This window comes from Trinickia sp., assembly GCF_036503415.1.
Taxonomy (GTDB): Bacteria; Pseudomonadota; Gammaproteobacteria; order Burkholderiales; family Burkholderiaceae; genus Trinickia.
The window spans coordinates 33,080-58,313 of the sequence record NZ_DASXWY010000225.1; the positions used below are offsets into that span (position 1 = coordinate 33,080).

Annotated in this window: 22 protein-coding genes; 4 read left to right on the forward strand and 18 right to left on the reverse strand. The window is 65.6% G+C overall.

Translation table 11 applies throughout. The features are described from left to right. The first annotated feature begins 116 nt into the window (after positions 1-116). Positions 117-1,016 carry a hypothetical protein gene (locus tag VGL01_RS25585; protein WP_331574406.1) on the forward strand — a complete coding sequence of 300 codons (900 nt, stop codon included), beginning with the start codon at positions 117-119 and terminating at the stop codon, positions 1,014-1,016. 40 nt (positions 1,017-1,056) lie between these two features. On the opposite strand, the gene astE is transcribed toward VGL01_RS25585, so the two are convergent. From astE to hpnI, 14 genes are all read right to left on the reverse strand, one after another. Then, entirely contained in the window at positions 1,057-2,127 is a 1,071-nt protein-coding gene (astE, locus tag VGL01_RS25590) for a succinylglutamate desuccinylase (protein WP_331574408.1), read from the reverse strand. After that, a complete protein-coding gene (astB, locus tag VGL01_RS25595; RefSeq protein WP_331574410.1) occupies positions 2,111-3,451 on the reverse strand; it encodes an N-succinylarginine dihydrolase in 1,341 nt (446 codons plus the stop codon). Before astB ends, astE begins: the two co-directional genes overlap by 17 nt. 88 nt (positions 3,452-3,539) lie before the next feature. Next, entirely contained in the window at positions 3,540-5,021 is a 1,482-nt protein-coding gene (gene astD, locus VGL01_RS25600; RefSeq protein WP_331574412.1) for a succinylglutamate-semialdehyde dehydrogenase, read from the reverse strand. Then, positions 5,018-6,103 carry an arginine N-succinyltransferase gene (astA, locus tag VGL01_RS25605; RefSeq protein ID WP_331574414.1) on the reverse strand — a complete coding sequence of 362 codons (1,086 nt, stop codon included), beginning with the start codon at positions 6,101-6,103 and terminating at the stop codon, positions 5,018-5,020. Before astA ends, astD begins: the two co-directional genes overlap by 4 nt. Continuing rightward, a complete protein-coding gene (locus tag VGL01_RS25610) occupies positions 6,100-7,302 on the reverse strand; it encodes an arginine N-succinyltransferase (protein ID WP_331574499.1) in 1,203 nt (400 codons plus the stop codon). The genes astA and VGL01_RS25610 overlap by 4 nt, the downstream gene beginning before the upstream one ends. Positions 7,303-7,381: 79 nt before the next feature. Then, a complete protein-coding gene (locus VGL01_RS25615; protein WP_331574416.1) occupies positions 7,382-8,617 on the reverse strand; it encodes an aspartate aminotransferase family protein in 1,236 nt (411 codons plus the stop codon). A gap of 110 nt (positions 8,618-8,727) precedes the next feature. Further along, positions 8,728-9,822: a GlxA family transcriptional regulator gene (locus tag VGL01_RS25620; RefSeq protein WP_331574418.1), complete on the reverse strand. Its 1,095-nt coding sequence runs from the start codon at positions 9,820-9,822 to the stop codon at positions 8,728-8,730. Positions 9,823-9,936: 114 nt separating this feature from the next. Then, complete coding sequence (locus VGL01_RS25625) at positions 9,937-10,731, reverse strand: ABC transporter ATP-binding protein (protein ID WP_331574420.1); 795 nt, start codon at positions 10,729-10,731, stop codon at positions 9,937-9,939. 19 nt (positions 10,732-10,750) lie between these two features. Further along, complete coding sequence (locus VGL01_RS25630; RefSeq protein WP_331574422.1) at positions 10,751-11,464, reverse strand: ABC transporter permease; 714 nt, start codon at positions 11,462-11,464, stop codon at positions 10,751-10,753. Next, positions 11,461-12,150, reverse strand: coding sequence for a histidine ABC transporter permease HisQ (locus VGL01_RS25635; RefSeq protein WP_331574501.1), 690 nt, complete (start codon positions 12,148-12,150; stop codon positions 11,461-11,463). Before VGL01_RS25635 ends, VGL01_RS25630 begins: the two co-directional genes overlap by 4 nt. Before the next feature lie 228 nt (positions 12,151-12,378). Next, complete coding sequence (locus VGL01_RS25640) at positions 12,379-13,350, reverse strand: lysylphosphatidylglycerol synthase domain-containing protein (RefSeq protein WP_331574424.1); 972 nt, start codon at positions 13,348-13,350, stop codon at positions 12,379-12,381. Beyond that, a complete protein-coding gene (gene hpnK / locus VGL01_RS25645) occupies positions 13,347-14,225 on the reverse strand; it encodes a hopanoid biosynthesis-associated protein HpnK (RefSeq protein WP_331574426.1) in 879 nt (292 codons plus the stop codon). The genes VGL01_RS25640 and hpnK overlap by 4 nt, the downstream gene beginning before the upstream one ends. A 27-nt stretch (positions 14,226-14,252) precedes the next feature. Next, positions 14,253-15,695 (reverse strand): hopanoid biosynthesis associated radical SAM protein HpnJ, encoded by a 1,443-nt coding sequence (gene hpnJ, locus VGL01_RS25650; RefSeq protein WP_331574428.1) that lies wholly within the window; start codon positions 15,693-15,695, stop codon positions 14,253-14,255. 39 nt (positions 15,696-15,734) lie between these two features. Beyond that, positions 15,735-16,889, reverse strand: a complete 1,155-nt coding sequence (hpnI, locus tag VGL01_RS25655) for a bacteriohopanetetrol glucosamine biosynthesis glycosyltransferase HpnI (RefSeq protein WP_331574503.1) — start codon at positions 16,887-16,889, stop codon at positions 15,735-15,737. Between the two features lie 488 nt (positions 16,890-17,377). Here hpnI and pdxY point away from each other — a divergent pair, with 488 nt between their 5' ends. Both pdxY and VGL01_RS25665 read left to right on the forward strand, forming a co-directional pair. Continuing rightward, positions 17,378-18,229 carry a pyridoxal kinase PdxY gene (gene pdxY / locus VGL01_RS25660; RefSeq protein ID WP_331574430.1) on the forward strand — a complete coding sequence of 284 codons (852 nt, stop codon included), beginning with the start codon at positions 17,378-17,380 and terminating at the stop codon, positions 18,227-18,229. Positions 18,230-18,582: 353 nt separating this feature from the next. After that, entirely contained in the window at positions 18,583-19,731 is a 1,149-nt protein-coding gene (locus VGL01_RS25665; protein WP_331574432.1) for a branched-chain amino acid ABC transporter substrate-binding protein, read from the forward strand. Between the two features lie 67 nt (positions 19,732-19,798). On the opposite strand, the gene VGL01_RS25670 is transcribed toward VGL01_RS25665, so the two are convergent. The 4 genes from VGL01_RS25670 to VGL01_RS25685 all read right to left on the reverse strand — a co-directional run bounded on the left by VGL01_RS25670 (position 19,799) and on the right by VGL01_RS25685 (position 24,018). Continuing rightward, positions 19,799-20,677, reverse strand: a complete 879-nt coding sequence (locus tag VGL01_RS25670) for an alpha/beta fold hydrolase (RefSeq protein WP_331574434.1) — start codon at positions 20,675-20,677, stop codon at positions 19,799-19,801. Beyond that, a complete protein-coding gene (locus tag VGL01_RS25675) occupies positions 20,674-22,158 on the reverse strand; it encodes a coproporphyrinogen-III oxidase family protein (protein WP_331574436.1) in 1,485 nt (494 codons plus the stop codon). Before VGL01_RS25675 ends, VGL01_RS25670 begins: the two co-directional genes overlap by 4 nt. Before the next feature lie 245 nt (positions 22,159-22,403). Further along, positions 22,404-23,318: a LysR substrate-binding domain-containing protein gene (locus tag VGL01_RS25680; protein ID WP_331574438.1), complete on the reverse strand. Its 915-nt coding sequence runs from the start codon at positions 23,316-23,318 to the stop codon at positions 22,404-22,406. A 34-nt stretch (positions 23,319-23,352) separates the two neighbouring features. Next, entirely contained in the window at positions 23,353-24,018 is a 666-nt protein-coding gene (locus VGL01_RS25685; RefSeq protein ID WP_331574440.1) for a GntR family transcriptional regulator, read from the reverse strand. Positions 24,019-24,050: 32 nt separating this feature from the next. Between VGL01_RS25685 and VGL01_RS25690 the strand changes: the two genes are divergently transcribed. Then, the gene (locus VGL01_RS25690) at positions 24,051-25,208 is read left to right on the forward strand and encodes a pyridoxal phosphate-dependent aminotransferase (RefSeq protein ID WP_331574442.1); all 1,158 of its coding nucleotides are present in this window, start codon (positions 24,051-24,053) and stop codon (positions 25,206-25,208) included. Positions 25,209-25,234 lie beyond the last annotated feature (26 nt).

The following is a 25,234-nucleotide window of genomic DNA, read 5'->3' on the forward strand; positions in this document are numbered from 1 at the left end:
CCGGTTCACGCGCGCTCGCGCCGTGATCAGACCAATGGCGCACCGGCCGCCCGAGCGCGCGGCGCTCGACAGGCCTATGCTGACGGGGGAGACGACGCGTCGCGAGGAGGTGCGCCATGTCGATGCGAAACGGAACACGGAGCGCGTTGCGCGCGGCAGCGCTCGTTGCGGCAGCGCTCGCGGGCAGCGGCGCGGTTCGCGCGCAGATGCAAGGCCCCGGCCATGCGCCCGGCGCTCAGTCCCAGGAACTCCGGCAGGCGCCAGCGCCGAGCCACGCCGCACCCGCAATGCCGGCCCCGCAGCACGGCGGCATTGCACCGAATGCGCCGATGCCGGCCCAAAACCGCGCGGCACCGCCCATGCCGAGGGCAGCGCCACCGATGCCAGGGGCGGCGCCACCGATGCAGCAGCGCGCGATCGGTCCACACACCCCACCAGCGGTGGGGCCCCGCATCATGCCGGCACCGCATGTGCCGACACCGCAAATGGGCGCGGCCGGCGGCGCCGGCCCGGGTGCGAACGCCGCGCCCCGACCGCCCGAGCGAGAGCCCGCGCCCCGTGAGCCGCATCCGCAGCCCGGCGTGGCGCCGAGCGTCACGGCGCCCCAACCGGGCGTAGCACCGCGCGCCACCGCGCCCCAACCGGGCATGGCACCGCGCGCCACCGCGCCGCAACCGGGCATGGCACCGCGCGCCGCTGTTCCTCCGGCCCGCACGCGCGCGCCGTGGCATGGCGATATAGGCCGCTTCCAGGAGCACGATGTCCGTGTCTGGCGGTCGGGACACTGGCATCACGGGCCCCATGACGGCCGGCACGGCTGGTGGTGGGTCGTCGGCGGCGCCTGGTACTTCTATCCCGCGCCGAGCTATCCCTATCCCGACCCGTTTGTCCCCGGATTCGCCGACGCGCCCCCGGACGACACGGGCTATTGGTACTACTGTCCTTATTGGGACCAATACTATCCGTATGTCGCGACCTGCCCGGGCGGATGGCAGCCGGTGCCGGCCGAGCAGTGATCGGTACCACGGCGCGTCGTGCCTCGGGGGTGCATCGATATCAAGCACCGCGGGGTGTGCGCGCCAGCGTTTCGGCCGTCGTTTCGACGACGATGAGCCCCGCTCGCAAGCCCGGCTTCACGCTCGGGTTCGGAAACACGATCCGCGCGTCGTCGCGCGTGACGATGTAGCGATACTCGCCGTCGCGCGCCAGCACCTGTCCTTTGGCGAGCACGGTGAAGTTCGGTACATCGCTCGCCAGCGCGAGTTCGAATGCGTCCGTGCGTTTCGTGATCTGGTCGACAACCGTGAACACGCGCGGCATCGGCGCAGCGGACTCGGGTGCGAGGTTCGCGACCAGCGCACGCACGGCGCGATCGGCTGCGTCGAAATGGGACAAATCGTTTTGCCCGAACGGCCGCACTTTGCCGAGCTCGAGCGTGCAAGCGATTGCCCCATGGGTCTGTGCCGTGAACTGCGTATACGTCGTCCCCGCAGCCGTGTGCAGCAAAATCGCAGCGATACGCGCGTGGCTAAGCCAGTCCAGCATCGCGCTCGGGAGCGCCCGGCCCGTGTGCGGCAACAGCGCGAACTGCTCGAAGACCGAAGCACGGATTGCGGTATGCATGTCGATATGCCAGCGCGGCGCGGCGTCGGCCGGTGCCGCTTGCGCGAAGAACCGCGCCGTCGCAGCCTCGAGGGTTGCCGCGCGCGCCTTCTCGCTGCCCCCGTGCAATCGGGCGTGCGCGCCGCAAAAAAGCCGGTTCAGATCGTCGTCGAGATAGCGGCGGGCCGCCCTCATCGCCTCGATATTGCCCAGCACCACGAGCAGCCGGCACGCAAGCGGCAGCGCGCCGCGCGCGATGTCCGCCACCATGCGCGAGACGAGCTCGATGGGCGCCGTCTCGTCGCCATGCACACCGGCGGACACGACGACGCTCGCGACCGGCTTCGCTTCGGGCTCGAACTGGAGCAAACCGGGCCCAAGCCATTGGAAGCGCACGCCATGCGCGCATTCACCGCCCGCGCGATCGGCAACGGGACGCGCATCGGCGAGCGAGAACGACAGGAAGTCGGTCAGGAAACCCGGCGCGCCGGTCATGGTTCTCGTCCCGTCAGCGTTGGAAGTCATAAAGGGAGCCGAGGCCGAGAATCTGGGTGAGCTCGTCGAGCGCCGTACGCGATTCGTCGAGCAGCGTCGGATCGGCGAGATCGGCGCTCGCGAGCCGGTCGCGATAATGCTTGGCTATCCAGGCGTCCAGCCGGGCGAAAAGCGCATCGTCGATCCAGACACCGGGAGCGACCGCCGCTTGCTCCGCGCCGTCGAGTACGACGCGCAGGCGCAGGCATGCCGGGCCGCCGCCGTTTTTCATGCTTTCGCGCAAATCGAAAACCAGCACCTCCGAGATGGGTCCGCCCGAGCTCGCCAGATCGTCGAGATAGGCGGCCACGCGCGGATTTTCACGGCATTCCTGCGGCACCACGAGAACATCGCGTCCATCGGAACGCGTGAGCAACTGAGAGTTGAACAGATACGACGAAACCGCATCTTCCACGCTCACGCGCGCATCGGGCACCTCGATGACGTTGAATTGGGCGCCGAGCCCGGAAAGTTGCGCACGCAACCTGTCGCAGACTTCCCGTTGATCGACGAATGCCCGTTCATGGCAAAAGAGCGTCTCGCGGTTACCGACGGCAATGACGTCGTTATGGAACACGCCCGCGTCGATGACCTCGGGGTTTTGCTGTGCATAAACCGTGGATGCCTCGGCAAGACCGTGGCGCTGCGCAACGGCCCGGCTCGCCTCGAACGTCTGACGGGCCGGATAACGCACGGGCTCGGGGCCGCGCCGGTATTCGCTGCGTCCGTAGACGAAGAATTCGACGCCGGGCTCGCCGTAAGCGGCGCAAAAGCGCGTATGGTTGGCAGCGCCTTCATCGCCGAGCGCCGGGGTGCCCGGCAGCGCCTCGTGCACGGCGAAGCGGCTCTCGTCGGCAAACACGGCTTGCAGCGTCCGGCGGGTCGCCTCGTGCTCGATCGCGCGATGCAGTTTGCTCGTCAGATTGGCCGGTGTGAAATGCACGCGCCGATCGGCCGTGTCGGCGGACGGGCTGACCGTCGCGGCGTTCGCGGTCCACATCGCCGAGGCCGAGCTCGCCGCGGCCAGCAGCTCCGGTGCTTCCTTTGCGGCGCGATCGATGACGCGCGCATCCGAGCCTGAGAACCCGAGCTCGCGCAAAAGACGCAGCGAGGGACGCTCCTGCGGCGGCAACACGCCTTGCAGGAATCCGAGGTCCGCGAGCTGCTTCATCTTGCGCAGCCCCTGCTTGGCGGCGGCGAGTGGATTCGCGACCGATTTCTCGTTCGTTTGCGACGCGACGTTGCCGAACGAGAGTCCCGCATAGTTGTGCGTCGGACCTACGAGTCCATCGAAGTTGGCTTCCCGTGCTTGCATCGTCGATCCTTGGTCGGTCGTTCAATGTTTCAAACTTTCAACTTTCAGTCTTGCCGTCGCGCCACCGCGTCGTCCATGGCGCAGCGTCTCAATCGTTCGAGACTTCGTGAAAGCGAAGCCCAGGCGATACGCTCGAAGGCATCGAGAGCTGCGCGCTCTCGACGGACGCCATCGGATAGGCACAGTAGTCGGCCGCATAGAACGCGCTCGGACGATGATTGCCCGAGCGGCCGACACCGCCGAACGGCGCGGCCGACGATGCACCGTTCGTCGGCCGGTTCCAGTTCACGATGCCTGCGCGGATCGTGCGGCTGAAGCGTTCCCAGGCGCTCGCGTCGTCCGCGACGAGGCCCGCCGAGAGCCCGAAGGCCGTATCGTTCGCACGCTCGATCGCTTCGTCGAGGCTCGCATAACGCACGATCTGCGCGAGCGGACCGAAGTGCTCCTCGTCGGGCAATGCCGAGACTGCGCTGACATCGACAATCGCGGGATTCACGAAGCCGAGCGCCGGATCGCGTTGCGTCATGGCGATGAGCGGCCGCGCCCCGGCCTTGACGAGCCGTTCCTGCGCCGCGACGAGTCTGGCGGCCGCGCGCGCCGACACGACGGCTCCCATGAAGGGCTGCGGCTCGGCATCGTAAAGGCCGTAGACGATGCGCGAAGTCACCTCGGCGAAGCGCGCGACGAAGCGCTCGCCGAACGATCCTTGGGGCACGAAGATGCGGCGCGCACAGGTGCAGCGCTGCCCCGCCGAAAGAAACGCGGATTGAATCGTGAGATGCACCGCCGCGTCGATATCTTCCACTTCGGCGACGACGAGCGGATTGTTGCCGCCCATTTCGAGGGCCAGCACGATTTCCGGCCGTCCGCCGAACTGCTTGTGCAGCAACGTACCGGTATCGGAGCTGCCGGTGAAGAACAGGCCGTCGATCTGCCGATGATTGGCCAGCGCGACACCCGTCTCTTTTTCTCCTTGCACGAGGTTCAGCACGCCCGCGGGCAAACCGGCCTCGCGCCAGAGCTCGACCGTGGCCTGCGCCACAGCCGGCGCGAGCTCGGAGGGTTTGAACACGACCGTATTGCCCGCGACGAGCGCCGGCACGATATGGCCGTTCGGCAGATGCCCGGGGAAGTTATAAGGGCCGAAGACCGCGACGACACCGTGCGGGCGGTGCCGCAATACGGCAACGCCGTCGGCCATCGGCACGCGCTTTTCGCCTGTGCGTTCCTGATATGCCGTCACCGAGATGTCGACCTTGGCCGCCATCGCGGCGACCTCGGTACGCGCCTCCCACAGCGGCTTGCCCGTCTCGCGTCCGATCGCATGCGCGAGCGTTTCCTTGTGCTCGACGAGGCGCACCGCGAATCGGCGCACGATTTCGCAACGGGCGTCGAACGGCATGGCCGACCAATCGGCAAATGCGCGGCGTGCGCTTGCGACGGCGCGATCGACATCGACCGCGCTCGCGCCGTGCCCTTGCCATACCACGGCCCCCGTACCGGGGTTATGCGACGAGAAGCGGGGTCCGTTTGCCTGCGCCCACTCGCCTTCGATGAATAGTTCGCTCATGACTTTTGACTCTGCTGGGTATGAGAGGTGACGAGCACCCGCACCGGATCGCCTTCGCGCACGAGCAGCGCCGCCGCGTCGTCTGCGGACAGATGCATGACGCCGTCTTCGACGCCGCCCGGCGCGAAGCCGACACGGAAATCCGCCAGCCGCGTATTCGCCACCAGCGAACGAGGTGCACGCTCGCGCGGCGCTTGGGCGGGGCCTGCACCGGATGCAAGCGGATCGACGGAATCGACCTCGCCTATGACGACAGGGACGACCACACTCTCGCGTACGGTTCGCAAATCGTTGATGTGGCACTCGAGTACAGGGCCCGCATCGAAGATATCGACGTGCCCCTGATAGCGAAGCCCCTCGGCTTCGAGCATCTTGCGCGCGGGCGCCGTGTCGCGATGGGTCAGGCCAATGACCTGCCGGGCATCCTCGGGCAGTAAATCGGCGTACACGGGGTAACGCGGCATCAGTTCGGCGAGAAAAGACTTGCGCCCGTGCGCGCTCAAGTAATCGGCCGCGTTGAAGTCGATCTGATAGAAGTGCGAGCCCACCGCGCGCCAGAACGGCGAGGTACCGTCGGCGTCGAAATGGCCGCGCAGCTCCGCGCATAGGCGCTCGGGAAACCGGTCGCGAAATTGCGCGATGAACATGAAGCGCGAGCGCGACAGCAACCCGCCCACACCATGCGCGCGATAACGCGGCGACAGGAACAGCGAGCAGACTTCCGCATAGCCCGTGAGGTCGTGCGAGATGTTGAGCAGCGACATCCTGGTCCAGACGCCAAGCTCCTGGCTCGCATGCACCACGGTACTCACCCGATAGTTGTAGAACGGCTGCTCGAGGCCGACCTGCGTCTCGATTCCGCACACACCGGCAACGTCGTTCGTTGCCGTATCTTCCATGACGAAGAAGTAGCCGGCCTCATGGGGCGTGGCCTGCCCTTCCATCGTCCGTTTCGATCGCGCGATGCGTGCGGCAAGCGCATCGGGGTCGGGCTTGAACGTCGTCAAACCCGGCCCGGTCTCCTGCGCGAGCGCCACGACCGCATCGAGGTCGGTGGTCTTGACAGCGCGAACGACGATCATCGACGAACTCCCGGATGAGTGGCACGCAAGGCAGCCGTCTCGCCATCGAGATCGGCCTGCGACTCGGCGGTGGCGGCTTCGTCTTCCGACGCGCGATGCAACGGCACGCAACGCACCGCATCGCCCGCGACGGCGCCGAGCACCGAGCGTACCGACGACGTCAGCGGCGCCTGCTCCTCGCGCGCAAGCGGCAGCTCCGCCAGCGCACAGCGGAATTCGCCGGCCCGGTTGTTCGCGACGAGATAGGTCGTGCCTGCGGTTGCGGTTGCGGTTGCGGTTGCGGTTGCAGTTGCGGCTGCGGTTGCGGTTGCGGCTGCGGTTGCGGACGACGGATCGGCGTCGGATGCCGCTTCGGTCCTCTCACGTACGATTCGCGTCTCGTTGCTCACCACGCACGCACTGCGGTCCACCTGCGCGGTCAGCACGGGGCCCGCATCGAAGATATCGACGAAACGATCGGGCTCGAAACCTTCCTCGAGATGGATATCGTAGGCAAGCAGACTTTTGGCGTTGGGCTCGCCGAGCACACGCTGCGCCGCCTCGGGCAACAGGGGCACATAAAGCGGATAGCTCGGCATCACTTCGGCGATGAACGTACGGCTGCGTCCCCCCGAAATCTTTTCGACTTCGGCGAAATCGCGCGCGAAGAACTTGCGCCCCACCGCCTCCCAGAACGGCGACGTCCCCGCTTCGTCGGTGACACCGAGCAAGAGCGAGAATACCTCCGGCGTGAAGCGCCGTCGGTTCGCCGCAACGTACATCATGCGCGCGCGCGAAAGCAGGTGGGCGCTCGCGTCGCCCGTCACCGCGGGATCGAGGTAGAAGCCCGCGAGCCGGCTCTTGCCGGTCAGCTCGTGCGACATCGTCAACGCGTGGATTTTCCGGTTCACGTGAAGCTCGCGCGAGGCATGAATGAGCGCATCGTTGCGAAAAACGTAGAACGGCTCGGCATAGCCGGCCGCGGCCACGATGCTCGACGTGCCGAGCAGCTTGCCGCTCGTCGCATCCTCGAGCACGAAGAGATAGAACTCCTCGCCCGGGAAATCGACCTCGGCGCGAAACGAATCCTCGGACAGCGCAATGCGTGCCTCGAGCGCATGGCGATCGTGCGGCAGCGAATGCAGCACGGGCCGCGCGGCGCGCGCCATCCGTTCGAGCGCGTCGAGATCGGAAAGTCTTGCTGGGCGTACGAAGAGCATCATCGTTCCATTCGGTGGCAGATGCGGTGGCACATTCGCTGCCACAGGCGTCGACATAAGTGGCGGGACGAACCCGGGTTCAACGGGCCGATGCGTCGGCAGCCGCCGCGACGGTCTCCTCGATCGCTTTTTCGAGCCGCGCGAGACCTTCTTCGAGATCGGCATCGTCGATGATCAGCGATGGCGCGAAACGCAGCACATTCGGCCCCGCGATCAGCAGCATCACGCCATGCCGCGCGGCGGCGTTCGCGAAGTCCTTCGCCTGCCCCTCGAATGCCGCGACGAGTTCGGCACCGATCAGGAGGCCCTTGCCGCGAATCTCCTTGAAGAGTCCGAACCGCTTGCCGATCGCATCGAGCCGCGCTGTCAGAGCTGCCCCGCGACGCTTCACGCCATCGAGCAGAGCGGGCTCGCTGACGAGCTCGATGACCTTGTCCGCAATCGCGGCACCGAGCGGGTTGCCGCCGTAAGTCGTGCCGTGCACGCCCACCTTGAAATGCGCCGCGATGGCTTTCGTCGTCAGCATCGCGCCGATCGGAAAACCGTTGCCGAGCGCTTTGGCGGTCGTGAGGATATCCGGCGTCACGCCGGTATCCATGTAAGCGTAGAGATGGCCCGTGCGGCCGACGCCCGTCTGGACTTCGTCGAAGATCAGCAGCGCCCCATGCGTGTCGCACGCCTCGCGCAATGTCCGCAGAAACGCGGGATCCGCAGGAATCACACCACCCTCGCCCTGAATGGGCTCGACGATGACCGCACACGTTTTCGTACCGATTGCGCCGCGCGCCGCCTCGATATCGTTGTACGGCAAATGAACGATACCGGCCGGCACGGGGCCGAAGCCTTCCGCATACTTCGGTTGGCCGCCGACGCTGACAGTGAACAGCGTGCGGCCATGAAACGACTGCGAAAACGAGACGATCTCGATCTTCTCGGGGCCGTGACGCTCGAGCGCGGCCCGGCGCGCCAGTTTCAGCGCGGCTTCGTTGGCTTCGGCGCCCGAGTTCGCAAAGAATGCACGTTCGGCGAACGTCAGCGCCTCGAGCCGGCTGGCCAGCCTCAGCACGGGCTGGTTCGTATAGGCGTTGCTGACGTGCCACAGCGTCTCGCCCTGCTCGCGCAGCACGCGCACGAGTTCAGGGTGCGTGTGCCCCAGCGCCGTCACCGCGATGCCGCCCGTAAAATCGATGTACTCGCGCCCTTCGGAGTCCCAGACACGCGAGCCCGCTGCGCGCACCGGTACGAAAGGCGCAGGCGAGAAGACGGGCACCATGACGTCGTCGAACGTCTGGCGGTTGACAGCGAAATCGTTCATGGCAGATCCTCGTTGAGGTAATAACAGCTCGAAACCGCTCGTATTCGTACTGCGGATACTGCTAGTGTAGAAAACGTTCGCGCCGCCGTCTTGCGCACGAGCGACGCGATCTATCGGGGTTCGCCGCGCGCCGCTCCCTCATCCGTGTCGGGTGGCTCGATCAGCGCACCCGCACGGGGCTCGCCCGCAAACGGCGCGCCCGCGCCATGCTGTCGCGCAATCCAGTTGCGGCGCTCTTCGCGCGGCGTGAGGCCGAACCGTTCGCGGTACGCATTCGAAAAATGCGCGGCCGACGAAAATCCGCATGCCAGGCTGACCTGAACGATCGATTTGCTCGAGCGCTGCAGTTGCAAACGTGCCTTGGTGAGCCGAAGACCGAGGTAGTACTTCGACGGCATCGCGCCGAGATACTGCTTGAAGAGCCGCTCGAGCTGACGGCGCGAGATCCCGACGAGTTCCGCGATCTCGTCCGTCGTCAGCGGATCTTCGACATTCGCATCCATCAGCTGTAACGCGTCGTTGAGCCGCGGATGGCGTTCGCCGGGCGCCGTGACGTGCGGAATGCGCTGGCGCTCCTCGCCTGCGCGCAGCGCGCCGAGGCCCAACGCGTCGGCAATGCGTTCGGCCAACTCCGGGCCGTGCTCGCGCGCGACCATGGCAAGCATGAAGTCGGCACTGGCCTGACCGCCCGCGCAGCTCGCCCGGTCGCGGTCGATCTCGAAGAGCTGCTGCGTCACGATCGAGCGCTCGAACTGCTCCGCAAACTGCTGATAAGTTTCCCAATTCACGCTCACCCGGTAGCCCGAGAGCTGGCCCGCCATGGCGAGCCACCAGACGCCATGATGAATACCCGTGACGAGCGGCGTGCGCTGGCCCACGCGCGCGAGCGATGCGAGAAAGAGCCGGTAATCGGCGAACTGCTGAAAACGCTCCGTGACGACGATAAGCCAATCGCAGGCAATGCCGTCGCCGAATGCGCCATCGGCCGCCAACGTGGCGCCACCCTCGAGCGGCACGGCCCGGCCATCCCACGAGCAAATCCGCCAGCGGTAAAGCAGGCGGCCGTCGATTTCGTTGGCGAGGCGCAGCGTATCGACGATCGGGCCGAGCCCGGACATCGAAACGGGCGGCAGCGCCACGATGACGACCTCCGTGGCGCGCGGCGCGCCTGACGTGCTCGGCACGACCTGGCCGGCGCGTACCATCACGTTCTCCCCACGTCGAACGGCTGACCTGCTTCGGATAGGCGGGGCGCGCCCGGCGCCGATCGGGCGGTGGGTCCATGAGCCGGTCTCGACAGGACTAACCGCATGTCTGGCTTATTTGAGGCTACCCGACAGGAACTGCCGCAGCCGCTCGCTTCGTGGCTGGGTGAGCACGATCGCTGGATCGCCCTCTTCCTCGGTCCGGCCCTGGTGCAAAAACATGACATGGTTGGAGACGTTGCGCGCAAACCCCATCTCGTGCGTGACGACGATCATCGTACGGCCTTCTTCGGCGAGCTTCTGCATGACTTTCAGCACTTCGCCGACAAGCTCCGGATCGAGCGCCGAAGTGGGCTCGTCGAAGAGCATCACGTCCGGGTTCATGGCCAGCGCGCGTGCGATCGCCACGCGTTGCTGCTGCCCGCCCGACAGGTGCGACGGATACTGCTTTTCGAGGCGGGGCGCGAGCCCGACCTTCTCGAGGTACGCGCGTGCGCGTTCCTCGGCCTCGCGACGCGAGAGCCCGAGCACATGGATCGGCGCTTCGACGACGTTTTCGAGCACCGTCATGTGCGCCCACAGATTGAAGTGCTGAAACACCATCGCGAGCTTGGTGCGCATGCGTTGGAGCTGCTTGTGGTCGGCCACCTCGAGGTTGCCCGAGCGGTCGGCGCGCGTGCGCACCGCCTCGCCGTCGACGACGATCTGCCCGGCATTCGGCCGTTCGAGAAAGTTGATGCAACGCAAGAACGTGCTCTTGCCCGAACCGCTCGCGCCGATGATGCTGATGACGTCGCCGGCGTTTGCTTCGAGCGTCACGCCCTTGAGAACCTCGTTGTCGCCGTAGCGTTTGTGGATATCGAGCGCCGCGAGCTTGACGGCGGTGGATGGGGATGTCGCTTGAAGCACCGTGCTCTCCTCGAGTAATTCAACGGCGGCCGACCGCGAGGTACGCCAGCCAGTGCTGTTCGGCCCGTCTGAATAGCGCGACGAGCGCAAACGATACCGCAAGATAGATCAATGCGGCGATGCCGAATGCCTGAAACGACATATAGGTTGCCGAATTGGCGTCGCGCGCGACCTTGAGCACGTCGGGCACCGTGGCGGTAAATGCGATCGTCGTCGCATGCAGCATGAGAATGACCTCGTTGCTGTAAAGCGGCAACGCGCGTCGCAGCGCCGAGGGCAAGACGATGCGCCGATACATCGTGAAGCGGTGCATGCCGTAGGCGCGCGCAGCTTCGACTTCGCCATGCGAGATCGAGCGGATCGCGCCCGCGAAAATCTCCGTCGTGTAGGCGCCCGTATTGAGACCGAAGGCGAGGATGGCGCAATTCAGGCCGCTGCGGAAAAATTCGTTCAGCGTGGGATGCGCGCGCACGACTTCGAGGCTGTAAAGACCCGAGTAGATGAGCAGCAACTGCACATAAAGCGGCGTGCCGCGAAAGAGGTAGGTATAGCAGCGCACCGGCACCGACAACCAGCGATTTTGCGAAACGCGCGCAACGGCAAGCGGCACGGCCATCGTAAAGCCGATCGCGAGCGAGGCGACGAGCAGCCAGAGCGTCATGGCCAGGCCCGAGAGGCCCTGCCCGTCCCAATAGAGAAACGCCCAGCCGAACTGGGAAAGAATGTCGATCATAGCTCCGCCTTGCGCACGCCGAGGGAATAGCGGCGGTCGAGCCAAATCAGCGCGATGTTGGACACGGTGGTGATGGCCAGATAGATCAGCGCGGCAACGAGGACGAAAAAGAACATGTTGAACGTGCTCTTTCCGGCGTCCTGCGCGGCCTTCACGACGTCCGCAAGACCGATGATCGAAACGAGCGCGGTCGCCTTGACGAGCACCTGCCAGTTGTTGCCGATACCGGGCAGCGCGAAGCGCATCATCTGCGGAAAGAGGATGCGTGCGAAGACGCGCGCGCCGCTCATCCCGTAGGCCATGCCGGCTTCCAGCTGCCCGCGGGGCACGGCCATGAACGCGCCCCGAAACGTTTCCGTGAAGTAGGCGCCATAGATGAAACCGAGCGTCAGCACGCCGGCGACGAACGGATCGATATCGATCTGTTCGATGCCGAGCGCGTCGGTCAGCTGATTCACGGCGATCTGGATGCTGTAAAAGAGCAGCAGCATCAGCACGAGATCCGGCACCGAACGGATCAATGTCGTGTAGGCCGTGGCCGCGCCCGCCACGGCCGGCCGGCGCGAGAGCTTGGCCAGCGCGCCGGCGAGGCCCAGCAGCACCGCCACGGCCAGCGAGAGCACCGACAACTCGATCGTCTTCAGCGTGCCCGCGAGCAACACCGGTCCAAACCCGTAGAGAAACACGCGCATCTCCGTCAGAGGGATGGCGCGGATCGTCGCAAGCGAAAAATGTTTCCGCAAATGGCGCGCTGCTCTTTGCGGCAGTGCAACATCCGCGTTATCGAGCGCGCAGGTCCCGCCCTGCCGCTCGTGCGCGGTCGCTGCAGCGAGCCGGCCCGCGCGGCTCGGCGTGAATTGCGAAAACTTCCCGTCGCATTTTCGATATTTGGAATGCGCCCGGCCTGTTCACGCCTACCGTACGAGATTGCGCCCGCGCGAGAGCTCGGCCCATTGCCAGGACGCAAGCGCCGCACAGCCGAAGACGACCTCGCGCATGCGTTTGACGAGCGCAAGCGACAGCGCGACTTCGCGGTCGACCCCGAACATCTGCGCAAGCAGCACCACGGCAGCTTCCTGAACGCCGAGTCCCGCGGGCACCATGAACGCGGCGTGGCGCACGGCCTGCGTGAGCGCCTCGATGGCGATGGCGCCGCCAATCGAGACCGGGTGGCCCAGCAACGCCAGCGCCCAATAAGTCTCGAGCGCGCCGAGCACATATCCGGCGAGTTGCCAGGCGAAGGCCCTCACGAGCATCCCCGTCTTTCTCATGAGCGCGTCGATTTCTTCATCGAGCCGCTTGCCGTCGATTCCTTGCAGCAGCCGATGCTCGCTGCCGAGCGCGCGCACGGCGAAGCGTTCGATGGCATGAAATAGCCCCCCGCGGCGCACCAGCGCGATCGTCACGAAGGGAAGCGGCAGCGACATCGCGAGCGCCAGCGCGATCGTCTTCGCGCCCGCCCCACCCGTCGACGCAAAAATCAGCACGAGCCCGAGCGCCGAAAACGCGTACTGCACGGCGATCGTGATCAATACCTCGACGATCACCGAGGCGCTGACCCGAGACGCATCGCTCACGTGCCAGCGCGCGAGGCGAATGCCGACGATCTCGCCGCCCACTCCCACGACGGGCAAGAGCCGCCCCACCGCCTCGCGGACCGTCGCGACCCACCACAGAAAGACGAGCGGCGCACGCCCTCGCAGCAGCAACTGCCATGCGCGCGCATCGAGCAAGAGCGGCAGCGCGTGAAACGGCACTAGCCAAAGCAGCGCGAACCCGGCCTCGCCGATGATGTGCACGACGTCGCCCGCTCCGTTGCGCACGACGAGCGCAATCAGGATGGCAATACCGATGGGCCAGCCGGCCCACTTGAACCACCTCGTCATAGCCGACGGCCTTGCGCGGCGCTTGGGCCCGATATCCCTGCGACGCCTGCACCGCAGACATCGGCGAATCCGCCTCTGGGGATGCCCGCCATCGCCGCGGCGACGCGCGGCGAGAGGAGTGCAGCCAGTTCGTCTGCGTGGCGATATTCGCGCATCGAGGAGCTGATCGGCCCCTGCCCCGGTGCGCCGGGCTCCGCGGGGTGACAGTAGATTTCGCCGATGCCTTCGGGCAACGCGGCCAGCGCGTCGAGCACGACGGCTTCGTCCATGCCACCCGTGTTTGCGATACCGACGACGTAATCGTTGTGCGCAATCCCAGCGCGTGCAAGCCGCGCGCGCATCAGCGCGATCCAGGGCGCGAGCCACCAGGGCGCGTGCGCTTCGAACGGCAGACGGATCGCCTCGAGCCCATACTCGCGACCGATCGACAGGACGAGCGACAGCACCGTTGGATGCACATGGAAATGCTTATGGGCGTTGACGTGGTCGAGCGTCAAACCGGTTGCGGCGAACGCTTCGAACTGCGCGCGGATCTCGCGCGCGAGTTGGGTGCGCACGGCGGGCAGAAAAAAGAAGCGAAAACCGTCGCGCACCATCGCATCGCCGAACCGGCCGTCGGCACCGACGAGCGCGGGAATCTCGGCCGCGGACGACATCGCCGGCCCATCCGCGAGTACGAGGTGCAAGCCCACGCGCAGGCCCGGCAGCCGACGTGCGCGCTCGACGGCGTCGCCCGCCGCCGGTGCGCTCACCATGAGGCTCGCGCTCGTCAACACCCCATCGCGATGCGCGCGTTCGACGGCCCGGTTCACGCGCACATCGAGGCCGAAATCGTCGGCCGTGACGATTAGTGCCCTCGCGGCAGAACGAGACACCCGATTATTTCCGTACGAGGGTTGAGCTCATGCCTCGTGGGCGCGCAGGAAGCGGAAGAATTCGACGCCTTCGCGCAGACGCCGCTTCATCATGTCCCAGCTCGTCAGCATTTCGCGCACGATCTCCCAGATCTTCGAGGGGCGGAAGTAGAACTCCTTGTAGAACGCCTCGAGGTGGTGATAGATCTCATCGCGCGACAGATGCGGATAGCCGATCGCGGCGAGCTGCACGCCTTCGTTACTGACGAGATTGATGACCTTGTTCTCTTCGAGCCAGCCGTTTTCGACGGCTTGCTTATAGAGTGTCGTACCGGGATAAGGCGCGGCCAGCGAGACCTGGATCGTATGCGGATTGATTTCCTTCGCATACTCGATCGTCTTGCGGATCGTCTCCTTCGTCTCGCCGGGCAAGCCGAGAATGAAGGTGCCGTGAATCATGATGCCGAGCTTCTTGCAGTCCGCATTGAAGCGCCGCGCGAAATCGGTACGCACGCCCTTCTTGATGTTGACGAGAATCTGATCGTCACCCGACTCGTAGCCGACCAGCAACAAGCGCAGGCCGTTTTCCTTCATGATCTTCAGCGTCGAATACGGCACATTGGCCTTGGCGTTGCACGACCAGGTCACGCCGAGCTTGCCGAGCCCGCGCGCGATCGCTTCAGCCCGCGGCGTGTCGTCGGTGAAAGTGTCATCGTCGAACATGATCTCCTTCACTTCGGGCATGTTTTCGCGAATCCACTTCACTTCCTCGAGCACGTTATCGACCGAGCGCGTGCGATAGCGGTGGCCGCTGACCGTCTGCGGCCACAAGCAGAACGTGCAGCGCGACTTGCAGCCGCGCCCCGTGTAGATCGACACGTACGGGTAGTTCAGATAGCCGATGAAGTAGTTGTCGATCTTGAGATCGCGCTTGTACACGGGCGCGACGAACGGCAGCTCGTCCATGTTTTCGAGGATCGGACGCGCTTCGTTGTGCTCGATCGCACCGTCCTTCGCGCGCCAGCTCAAACCCTTGATTTCCGGGAACGGCTTGCCTTCGGCGATTTCCTTGCAGGTGAAGTCGAACTCCTCGCGGCAGACGAAATCGATCGCGTCGCTCGCCGTGAGCGAGTTATGAGGGTCCACCGCCACCTTGGCGCCCACCATGCCGATCAGGACCGACGGCTTGCGCTTTTTCAGGTCCTGCGCAAAAAGCGCGTCGGTCGGAAACGACGGCGTGCTCGTATGGATGAAAACGACGTCGTATTCGACGGCGATGTCGAGCGATGCCTGGACCGAGAGGCCGTCGGCCGGCGCGTCGAGCACGCGGCTGCCGGGCACGAGCGCCGCGGGCTGCGCGAGCCAGGTCGGATACCAGAACGAGCGGATCTCGCGCTTGGCCTGATAGCGCGATCCGGCTCCGCCGTCGAAGCCGTCATAGGACGGGGCCTGCAAGAACAGGGATTTCATGGATGCTCCGGCAACCTGCATGAATACGGATGAAAAGAAGAAGACTGAGTGGACGCGGCGTCAGGAGCCATCGGAGCCCTCCGCCACACGCGCCACGACGGGTACCCGGGCGCCGCGCCAGGTGACGTGAGAGCCGAACGCCGCGGCAAGCCACTGCAGCGCAAGCAACCCATCGCGCAGCGGCACGAGCGGCAGATCGCGCCAGAACGTGCTGATATGGCGTGCACCCCGCGCGTGTACCGCGAGCCGCGCGAGCAAGCCGAGCACCGCGGCCGCTGCCAGCACCGCCGCGCGAACGGGTGCGCCATGGCCGGCGAGCCCGTAGGCAAGCAGTGCGGCCAGTACGACCCACGGCATCGTGAACGTCACGAACAGAAACGCGAAACCGCCCGGGTTGATCGAGCGGATCGTGCGCAGCCAGCGCGTCTCGCGCCGCCACAGCGACGCGAAATCGGGCTCGATGACGTCCGTGGCCACCACGACCTCCGACAACACCGTTTCGAGACCCCGCACGCGCGCATGCTCGGCCAACCAGTAATCGTCGGCCAGGCAATCCTTGAGGGCGGCAAAGCCGCCCGTCAATTCCAGCGTCGTGGCGCGCAGCGCGAGCGTCGCGCCGAACCCGAAACGCCGGGAACCGCCCGCATGCGCGAGCCGCACCGACGGCGCGAACCATTCGTTGACGAACAGCGCGCCCACGCGCGTCCAGAAACCGCCGACGCTTTCGGCGTGGTAAAGGCACGTGACGATGCCCACTTCGGGGTCGTCCAACGGCGCGGTGACCGCTTCCAGATAGCCGGGCTCGACCGCGATGTCGCTGTCCGCCACGACGATGAGCGGATGCTTCGCACGCGCGGCAAGATTGATCAGATTGCTCACCTTCAGGTTCTTGCCGTGCACGCGTGAATCGACGACGAGTTCGATATCGCGCCCGGGGTAGACGGCCTGCAGCCGCCGCACGACACCGATGGCCGCGTCGTTCGGCGATGACACGCCGAAAAGCAGTTGGTAGCACGGATGGCGCTGCTCGCAGAAAGTCGCGAGATTTTCGAAAAGCCGCGGCTCGGCACCGCACAGCGGCTTGAGCACGCTTACGCCCGACGCTCTCGCGGGCGGCCGGGCGGGACGGGCCCGGCTGAACGCCCGTGCCGACGGCATGGCAAACGCCGCCGCAAGCGCATAGGCCGCCGCGGCGCACGCGAGCATCACCAGCATCCAATCGGACAATGCCGAGGCCACCGCCGCGTTCACCGCGCGCGCCCCGCCAATGGCGGCACGCAACGGACCGGCTTGCGGTACGCCACGGTCAACCGCGATGAAACGATGCTGGCTCGCACGGGTCGTTGCTCCTTCGTAGAAGTCGAGCGCGTGCCTCGTCCGCAGGTCCCGGCGGGAAAACGAGCCCCGCCCGCGCGCCTGAAGGTCGAAGCCGCAAACCCGTAATTGTAGCAGTGCGAGGCATAAGCAGTGCCGCAACGCGTATCGACTACTGGATTCCGTCGCGTGGACGCTGCATCGGGCACGGCGGCCCGGCGTACAACGTGCGGTATCCGGCCCCGAGCGATGACGCGACGCAGCAAGTCATGTATCGTGTTTAAGTAGATGCTGTTTTCCCGCCGCCCGCACGCGCGGTCGAAGCGACTCGCGCCGGCCCGCGGGCCAGTCGACCTCGAAGCGCGCGCGCCGCGCGAAGCGAAGCCACCATGAAAAACGTTCTCAGCATACAGCCGCATGTCGTGTTCGGCCATGTAGGCAACAGTGCCGCGGTGTTCCCGATGCAACGCCTCGGCGTGAACGTCTGGCCGCTCGAGACGATGCAGTTTTCGAATCACATGCAGTACGGACACTGGGCCGGGAGCGCGATCGACGCCGCGCAGATGAGCGAACTCGTCGAAGGAATCGGTACCATCGGCGTGTTGCGGCGCTGCGACGCCGTGCTCTCCGGCTACTTGAGTTCGACTGCGCAGGTGCAGGCGGTCGTCGACATCGTAAAGGCGGTGAAGGCGGCCAATCCCCGCGCGTGGCACTTCGCCACGCCCGTCATCGGCGCGGGCGCCGGCGCCCACGTCGACGAATACCTGCTCGCCGCGATGCCGGCGACCGCCGACGGCCTGGCTCCGAATCACGAGACATTGCAAAAGCTGGCCGGCCGCGCAATCGAGACCGTCGACGAAGCCGTCGTGTCCTGTCGGGAGATCATCGCGCGCGGGCCGCAACTCGTGCTCGTCAAGCAGTTGCGGGATCGCAACAGTCCGGCCGACCGCGTCAACCTGCTCGCGGTGACAGCGAGCGAGGCGTGGATGAGCCAGTATCCGCGCTACCCGTTCGCCCGCCAGCCCGTGGGCGTCTCGGAGCTCACGAGTGCCATATTCGTCGCACGGCGCCTCACAGGGGATTCGGTGCGAACCGCGCTCGAGCATACGTCCGCCGCGGTGCACGCGGTGCTGAAGGCGACCTACGACGCCGGTCGCTACGAGCTCGAACTCGTCGCCGCGCAAGACGATATCGCGCGTCCGCGCGAGTGGCTCGGCGCGTGGTTCGTCGGGGCCGCCTGACGCGCATCGCCGCCGCGCGGGCGGTGCCTTCGAGGACGAGCGTGTTTGCCCTGATTGCCGGCGCAGCATCGCTATGCCGAAATGCGCATACTGGACGACGCGAACGGTCAAGACGGCCTCTTATTGGCTTCCTATATTCGCGTCAAGGGAGTGCCGCGGCAGGCCGACGCGCCGGCGGCACAGATCGACGAAAACTACGAATCCCAGGAGGTTCCGCCACACGCCCTCTCACCGAACAAGAGTCGTGCACCGGCGTTTTCGGCGCGGAGGAGATCCGCGCGTCGCGCACCTTCGCGCGCATGCCGGGATGCACACCACCGCCGTTTTCCATGTTGTCGCCAAAAGGAAAGAACATGCGTTTCGCGAAGACGATTACCCCTATCGCAGTTGCTGTTGGAGCGCTTCTCGCAGTCGTGCCGTTTTCCGCATCCGCCGATGTGACGGTCAAGATCGGCTTTGCCGCCCCGCTCACGGGCCCCAACGCCAGCTACGGCAAGGATCTCCAGGACGGCGTGCAGCTGGCGCTCGACGATGCCAAGGCGCAAGGCATCAAGATCAACGGACAGCCCGCATCGTTCCAACTCGTCGCAGAGGACGATCAGGCGGACCCCAAGACCGGTTCACAAGTGGCACAGAAACTCGTCGATGAGGGCGTGAACGTGATCGTCGGCCACTTCAATTCGGGCACGACGATTCCGGCCTCCGAGATCTACCAGAAAGCGGGCATTCCCGACATCGATCCGGCCGCCACGAATCCGATCATCACGGGGCGCGGCTACGAGAACGTGTTCATGGTGATTTCGAGCGATGCGCAAAACGCGGGTACGGCAGGCACGTATGCCGTGCAGACGACCAAGGCCAAGCGCATCGCGATCATCGACGACCGGACGGCATTCGGTCAGGGCGAAGCCGACGAGTTCGAGAAGGCCGTCAAGAAGGCTGGCGGCAATATCGTGGGACGCGAATATACGACGAACAGCGCGACCGACTTCAAGACTCAGCTCACGAAGCTCAAAGGCGTCAACCCAGACCTCATTTTCGTCGCGGCGCTCAACCCGCAAGCCGCGGGCATCATGAAGCAGATGCGCCAGCTTGGCATCAAGGCTCAGTTCGTGGGCGGCGGCGGCGTGAAGGACATCGACTTCATCAAGCTCGCCGGCGACTCCGCCGAGGGCGCCATGGCCTGGGAGTACGGTCGCCCGCTCGACAGCACGCCGGTGGGTAAGGAGTTCGCGAGCAAATTCAAGGCGAAGTTCGGCGTCGATGTGCTGTCGTACGCACCGTTCGGCTACGACGCCGCATGGACGGCCATCAAAGCCATGCAGGCCGCGAATTCGATCAAGCCGGAGGACTACCGTCCGAAGCTCAAGGCGATCAGCTTCGACGGCATCACCGGCCATATCGCATTCAACTCGAACGGTTCGCTCAAGCAAGGCTCGTCGACCGTCTACGAGGTCAAGAACGGCCAGTGGGTGACCGTTGCCACGAAAGCGGGGCTCTGACACAGCGCCCAGGCATCGCCGTCGTGCCGCATGACACGGCGCCTTCGGGCGCCGTGTTGCGTTTGGCTCAGGCAAACCGCTCGTCGTGCGCGCCATGCGCGCCGTGCTCCGCGAGCCAGCGCCCGATGAGCGGCCAGGTTTCGCGCGCGGCATTGCGCGAGACGATCAAGCGCTCGTGCGTATAGTCTTCGCTAAAACCGCGATCGCGGCCGCACAGCCGGTAGGTACGATCCACGCCGCCGAAGGCGTTGGCCAGCCTCGCGCACCCTTGCTCCGGTGCGATGAACGCGTCGCCGCTGCCCGCGAGCGCAAGCAGCGGTACTTCGACGGCGCCGAGCGCGCCCAGGTAGTCGAAGCCGTCCTCGCCGTCGAACGTCCGGGCAAGGCTCCACCGGCACCATTGGCGCATGAGCCGCGGCTCTTCGCCCTCCGGACCGACGCGCAAGAGCCAACTCGGCAAGCGCCCACCGCAGGCGATCCACGCGGCCATCGCCCGCACGCGCGCGCGGTTGCGCCAAGTCAGCGCCGCGGCCGTCGCCTGGCTGGCCAACAACACGAGTCCGCCGAATTCACGTGCCGCGCGCGCCGGATTGCGGGCCATCCACATCGCCGCAATGAGCCCGCCGCCACTGTGCCCGACCCAGTAAATCGGTTGCCCGCCGCTTTTCGTCCCGAGCGCAGCGACGACGGCCTCGACATCTTCGCGCGCGACCGTGTCGAATGTGTAAGGCGTCGGCGCCTTTGCACTGCGGCCGTGCCCGCGCCAGTCGAAGACCCAGCATGCAAGCCCACGGCGGGCCAGGTACTCGGCGAGCGCCATGCAGCAGCGGTGGTTCGAGAACGTACCGTGCGTGAGGACGACGGGCGCGCCCCGGCCATTGCCCACGCGCGTGAGGGCGAGCCGCACACCGTCACGGGTCGAAATGCATTCGGCGAGCGTGGTCATATCTCGGCGTGAATCGGAACGACGCGCCGCGTGCCGCCCCCGAGGTCCACACCATCGCGCAACTGGCGTAGCCGCGTCTGGCTCATCAGCGCTTGCAGCATGGGGATGTGAAAAGCCCCGATATCGACGAAACGGATCGCGTCGTTTTCGATTTCAATCCACCCGCGCGCGCCGAGCTCCTCCCAGATTGGCTCGAACTCGCCGATGGCGTCGCACCCGAACGCCATTTCGTAGGCGCATAGATCGATATTCATCGTCTGCATCTCCTGGAAGAGCCATGCAAGCTTCATGTCCGGCAAGGCCTGCACGAACTGCCTGTCGACCGGAAACTGCCCGGCATCGATCGCGGCATGGTACGCCTCGAGCGAGCGATGATTCATCTGCAACCAGTTGAGCCCGTCGTCCGGGTTCCACGACGATGGGGGCATGCTGATCGCCGCATAGCCGATGCCGATCATGTGCTGCGTGACGAGCTCGCTACCCTCCATATTCAAGAGGCAGCGCAAGTGCGTCTCGTATTCGTAGCGCTCGGCGCCGGCAAATTCGAAGCGCCCGTCACCGTCAGGGTCGGTCCGCTCCCAGTCATACACGGTCGCTTGACGAAACCCCCGGGCAGTCAGAAATCGCACGGATTCACGATACATCTCGATGGTCTCCTCGAGCGGCGGCAACTGCGCACGTTGCGCCTTGCTGAAGTCGCTGCGCCCCGCGATATTGAGCTGATAGTGCGTGATATGGCGAACGCCCGAGCGCACCAGTTCGTCGAGGTCGAACAGCATGTCGTCGACGGTCTGCTCGGGCCACCCGTAAATGAGGTCCACGTTGCAGGCGAGCTGGGCCTCGTTGAAATAGGCAAGCGCGTCCATCACTTGCTGGCGCGTCTGCTTGCGGCCGCTATAGCGGATCAGCCGGTCGCTCAGTTGCTGCACGCCCATGCTTACGCGTGTGAAGCCGGCGCTGCGAATGGCATCGACCTTGTCACGCGTGAAAAGCTGCGGGATTCCCTCGAGAGTCTTCTCGATCCGGGGCGCCACGTCACCATAGAGTTTCCGAACGATCGCCATGAGGCGCGCATACTCGCCGTCACGCAACAGGTTCGGCGTGCCACCGCCGACGTAGAGCGATGCCAGCGTATCGCCCGACAGCATATCGCCAAAAAGCTCCGCTTCACGCTCGAGATAATCGAGGTAATCGGAAATTTGAGACTTTCCTCGATAATCCTGTGTTGGAAAAAGACAAAATCCGCAATGAGCCGGATCGGTCGGAATACAAAATGGAATGCCCAGGTAAAGGTTGTCTTTAAACCGGCGCTGCTTCGCCAAATGCGCCCGCTTCTCCCAGCGTTCGCGGGTCTTACCATCGTTCGCCCGCCAATACATCGGACTGGGATGCGTATGTAGTACCTTGTTGCTCTGTGGGCGCGAAAACTCGCGCTCGATGAACGCGGCTACATCAGCACGCGTCATATCCGTCGTAGACATGCCGTTCTCCGTGATCGACGAGCTCGCGGCGGCGCGCGCCGTTGTCGAGCTTCTTCCCCGATTCGCCGTCTTGCTTTGTTGAATTCATATTAATTCGACGGAACCGAGTTTAAGTCGGCATCGACTGCTCACAGGCGTCACAATCCGTAGTTCTTTTCGATTATCGGATTCGATATCACGCTTATGCAAAACCGCTGTTCGTTTTCAACTGTGCGAGGAAGACAAATACCGAAAACACGGTGGCGCTAGCGCGCCGCGGCGGCCTCTTCGTGCAGCCAGCGGCGCAGCGCATCGATCGCATCGCGTTTCGCGCTGTCGGAGCGCCAGACGATGAAGTGCGCGTAGATGTCCTTGATACTGCGCCGCCAGAGCCGGACAAGGGCACCCTTCGCAAGCTCCGCTTCGACGAGCGTCGCGCGCGCGAGCGCAATGCCGAGCCCGTTCGCCGCGGCGTCGATGAGCGCACCGGCGTCCGTGAAAAGCGGCCCGCCGCGCGGCTCGGTCAGATCGAGGCCGACGGCCTGGAACCACGGCTCCCAGGGCTGCGAAGCATGACGCAGCAACGTGCAGCGCGCGAGATCGGCGAACCGTCGAGGCAGCCGCCCCCCGCGATAAGCGGGGCTCGCCACGACGAATACCTCCTCGTCCATCAGCCGCTCGGCCTCGAGGTCAGGCCACGCGCCGGGCCCGTAGCGCAACGCCACGTCCACGCCATCGTGCCGGTCGAAACGCGCGAGCGCCGCCTCGGGACGCAGTTGCAGCGAGATATCGGGGTGACGGCGCAAAAACGATGGAAGACGGGGCGCGAGCCATCGCGCGGCGAACGGCGGCAGCACGCTCACCGTCAGCTTGGTCGGTTCAGGCTTGCGCGCTTCGCGGGTACGCTGGCGTGGCGGTACGCGCTCGAATGCGCGCTGCAGCACCTCGAGTCCCTGACGCACCTGCAGCGCGAGCGCGTGAGCCTCCGGCGTCGCGACAGCGCCAAAACGCTCACGCACGAACAGCGCGGTGCCCAGGCGCAGTTCGAGCGCGCGCACGTGCTGGCTGATCGCACCTTGCGTCAGCGCGAGTTCGTCCGCTGCGCGCGTGAAGCTGCCGAGCCGCACGGCAGCTTCGAACGCGCGCAACGTCTGCATGGGGGGAAGACGCGAACCGGTCATCGTACGGCAGGTCGTGGCGTGAGTGTTTCGCGCATCATGCACCCGCTTCGCGGTTTTTCGCACGCAACGCCGCTTTCATCACCGCGCCCGCGGCCGCGATATGCGCCTTCGTCAGACCTTTCGCCCTACGGCGATCGCGCGCAATCACGGCCTCGAGAATAGCCGCGTGCTCCGCACACGAGGTCTCCTGGTACGGCTCGATCTGCCAGACCAGCCGCAAATAGCGGTCGGCCTTGCGCCAGAGTACTTCGAGCGTCTCGAGCAGATGCGGCTTACCGCCCGCGGCGTAGATGGCGCGGTGAAATGCCCAGTTGTCCTTCGACCAGGCCTCGACGTCGCGCGCCTTGCGATCGCGTTCGAGAATCTCGCGCGCGGCCCGAGCGTCGTCCGGGCCGAACGCATCGATCGCCGCGTCGAGCGCGATGAGCTCCAGCGCCACGCGCATTTCCTGGAGTTCCTCGGCTTCCGATGCGCTCATCGCCGAAACGAACGCACCGCGATTCGGCACCAGCGTGACGAACCCGCTCGCCTGCAACTGCGCAAACGCCTCGCGCACGGGAATGTGGCTCGTTCCGAATTCGGCCGCGAGGCGGTCCTGCCGCAACTGCGTGCCGGGCGGCAACTCGCCGCTCGCGATGCGTTCGCGGATACGGTCGGCAAGCGCCACCGAAGAAACTTTTGCATCGGCCGACTTTTTCATTTTAATATATTAAAACTCATTGGGAGGTCGATATGACGGTATCCAGATTGCGAAATATCCCCGGCATCGGTGTCGACCGGGTCGGCGACGCGGCGGACTCGATGCACGACGCGGACATTCTACGGCTCGAAAACCTCGACACTGACCTCCGGCCGCCCGCGGCAGCCTTGAAGGTCACGCGCGAAGCCGTCGACGACGACGCGGCCAACAGCTACCTGCCGTTTCTCGGCCTGCCCGCTCTGCGGCAGGCCGCCGCCGAGCGCGTCGGGCGCGCCGCGGGGCACCGCTACGACGCCGCGACGGAGTGTATCGTTTCGGCCGGCGGGCTGGCCGGTATCTTCAACGTGCTGCTCTCGATCCTGGAACCCGGCGACGAAGTCGTGCTGACCACGCCGACCTACGCCGGGCTCATCAATCGCGTCCATCTCGCGGGCGGTGTGCCGAAGTTCGCGCGGCTCGTAGCCGGCGCCGACGGCTGGCGGCTCGATCTCGACAGCCTGGCCGCGGCCGTGGGACCCCGCACGAAGGCGTTTCTGATGATGTCGCCATCGATGCCGAGCGGCTATGTCGCCACGGCGGACGAATGGCAGGCGATCGCCGAACACTGCCGTCGCGCCGGCGCATGGCTCGTCTATGACGCCGCCATGGAGCGGATTCTCTTCGATGGCCGCGCCGTGCTTCATCCGGCCGGTTTGCCCGACATGCGCGAGCGCACGATCAGCGTCGGCGCGGTCTCGAAGGAGTACCGGATGATCGGCTGGCGCATCGGCTGGATCGTCGGCCCCGCAACGATCATGCGCGACGTTCGGCTTGCGAGCCTCTCGAACGTCGTCTGTCAGGTCGGCATTGCCATGCCCGGTGCGGCCGCCGCGCTGACGGCGGCCGACGACGGCGTGGCCGCGGCCGTAACCGAATGGGAAAAGCGCCGGGACGTCCTCGTCGCGCAACTGGCCGACCTGCCGGTCGTGCGGCCGCACGGTGGCTGGTCGCTGCTGATCGATACCGATGCGCTCGGCATCGAGCCGGGCGAGGCGTCGCGACGATTGCTCGCACACGGCAAGATTGCCGCTACGCCCATGACGAACTGGGGCCCCGGCGCCGAGCGCTATCTGCGCTTCGTGTTTTCCAACGAGCCGGCTTCGCGGTTGGGCGATGTGCGCGAGCGCATCCGCGCGTCGTGGAAGTTGTGAGCGAGCGCGGGACATACCGATCAGGC